Source organism: Rhizobacter sp. P2_H3 (genome assembly GCF_056403355.1).
Window position 1 is genome coordinate 1 of sequence record NZ_JBFUFQ010000438.1, and the last position, 2229, is coordinate 2229.

The 2229-nt window shown below is 68.2% G+C and carries 3 protein-coding genes; all 3 read left to right on the plus strand.

Annotated features, from left to right (window positions below; translation table 11 throughout):
- Positions 1-154 precede the first annotated feature (154 nt).
- Positions 155-523, plus strand: coding sequence for a hypothetical protein (locus tag AC1D1T_RS32045; protein WP_047512013.1), 369 nt, complete (start codon positions 155-157; stop codon positions 521-523).
- A 112-nt stretch (positions 524-635) separates the two neighbouring features.
- A complete protein-coding gene (locus tag AC1D1T_RS32050) occupies positions 636-995 on the plus strand; it encodes a hypothetical protein (protein WP_477828971.1) in 360 nt (119 codons plus the stop codon).
- 91 nt (positions 996-1086) lie between these two features.
- Positions 1087-2229, plus strand: a 1143-nt coding sequence (locus AC1D1T_RS32055) for a Clp protease N-terminal domain-containing protein (RefSeq protein ID WP_477993396.1), incomplete at its 3' end; no start/stop codon positions are given.

Genomic DNA, 2229 nt, shown 5'->3' on the forward strand with positions numbered 1-2229 from the left:
GCATGGTGGTCGATTCGAGCGCCGGGCGGCTGGTGATGCGCAGCGTGCAGTGGCGCGGCGAGCCGATGGTGGTCGTGCTGCTGGCCGACACCAGCGCGCTGCTCGGCATGGTGCTCAACGCGCTGAACGGCGTCGAACGCAGCATGGGGACTGCATGAACCCGCGCGTCGTGGCCGATGAGCTCGATGCGATGGCCGCGCAGCCCGGCATCGTCGGATGCGCACTGGTCGACCCGGCCACCGGGCTGATCTGGCAGGCCAGCGGCCGCGTTGCCGATGCCGAGCGCACCTGGGAGGCCGCCGTCGACTACTGGCGGCTGCACGACCGGCAGCGCAGCCACTTCGCGTCGCTCGGCGAGCTGGCGGCGGCGGTGATGTACCACCGGGGCGGCGTGCTGGCGATGTTCCCGTGCTGCACCGATCCCGACCTGCTGCTGGTCTCGGTCGGCGAGCACCGCGGCGTCGACTGGACCGATTGGCAGCGCAAGACGCGGGCCCTCGGCCGGCGCCTGCAGGCGAGCTGAGGCAGCCGGCGGCCCGATCGCCGCGCTCCGCTTTCCTCTTTCTCCACTTTTTCTTCAGATTCCCACGCAATCATCTCGCTCAGCCTCTTCAACGACATCCCAAGGAACTGCCATGGCCACCATTCGCCAATCCCTCGACGACCTGCTCACCATGGACGGCGCGCTGTGCGCGGCCGTCGTCGATTCCGCCAGCGGCATGATGCTCGGCTCGGCCGGCGCGGGCCTCGACCTCGAGGTGGCGGCTGCCGGCAACACCGAGGTCGTGCGCGCCAAGGCCAAGACGATGCGCCAGCTCGGCCTGAACGACGTGATCGACGACATCCTGATCACGCTGGGCAAGCAGTACCACATCATCCGCCCGGTCTCGCGCAAGGAAGGCACGTTCATCTACTTCGTGCTGGACAAGGCGAAGTCCAACCTGGCGCTGGCCCGCCGCAAGGCCACCGACGTCGAGCGCGAGCTGACGAGCTGATCTGCATCAAGCCGGGGTTCCCGGTGAGCGGGTTCCGGCTTGAAAATGGGGGCGAATGCCTCAAATCCCCTGCAATCGGAGGATTCGTCCCATGCGACTCGACAAGCTCACCACCAAGTTCCAGGAAGCGCTCGGCGAGGCCCAGAGCCTCGCGCTGAACCGCGACAACCCCTACATCGAGCCAGTGCACCTGCTGGCCGCGATGCTGGCCCAGACCGATGGCCCGAAGGCCTTGCTCGAACGCGCCGGCGTCAATTCGTCCAAGCTGCAGTCGGTGCTCGACGCCGAGTTGCGCAAGCTGCCGCAGGTGCAGGGCGGCGAGCAGGTGCAGGCGAGCCGCGAGCTCGGCGCGCTGCTGCAGGCCTCCGAGAAAGAGGCCACCAAGCGCGGTGACCAGTTCATCGCGAGCGAGATGTTCCTGCTGGCCGCGACCGATGCCAAGTCGGCGATCGGCCCGCTCGTCAAGGAGCACGGCCTGACCCGCAAGGCGCTCGAGGCCGCGATCGACGCGGTGCGCGGTGGCCAGAAGGTCGACAACGCCGATGCCGAAGGCCAGCGCGAAGCCCTCAAGAAATACACCATCGACCTGACCGAGCGCGCCCGCCGCGGCAAGCTCGACCCGGTGATCGGCCGCGACGACGAGATCCGCCGCGCGATCCAGGTGCTGCAGCGGCGCACGAAGAACAATCCGGTGCTGATCGGCGAGCCGGGCGTCGGCAAGACGGCGATCGTCGAGGGCCTGGCGCAGCGCATCGTCGCCGGCGAGGTGCCCGATTCGCTGAAGAGCAAGCGGGTGCTGGTGCTCGACATGGCCTTGCTGCTGGCCGGCGCGAAGTTCCGCGGCGAGTTCGAGGAGCGGCTGAAGTCGGTGCTGAAGGAAGTGGCGCAGGACGAAGGCCAGACCATCGTCTTCATCGACGAGATCCACACGATGGTGGGCGCCGGCAAGGCCGAGGGCGCGATCGACGCCGGCAACATGCTGAAGCCCGCGCTCGCGCGCGGCGAGTTGCACTGCATCGGCGCGACCACACTCGACGAATACCGCAAGTACCTCGAGAAGGATGCCGCGCTGGAGCGCCGCTTCCAGAAGATCCTGGTCGGCGAGCCGACGGTCGAGGCGACCATCGCGATCCTGCGCGGGCTGCAGGAGAAGTACGAGGTGCACCATGGCGTCGAGATCACCGACCCGGCGATCGTCGCCGCGGCCGAGCTGAGCCACCGCTACATCACCGAC

What these genes read in the sequence shown, in the direction of transcription:
- AC1D1T_RS32050 (WP_477828971.1), top strand. Translation starts at nt 636, where the DNA reads ATGGCCACCATTCGCCAATCCCTCGACGACCTGCTCACCATGGACGGC.
- AC1D1T_RS32045 (WP_047512013.1), top strand. Translation starts at nt 155, where the DNA reads ATGAACCCGCGCGTCGTGGCCGATGAGCTCGATGCGATGGCCGCGCAG.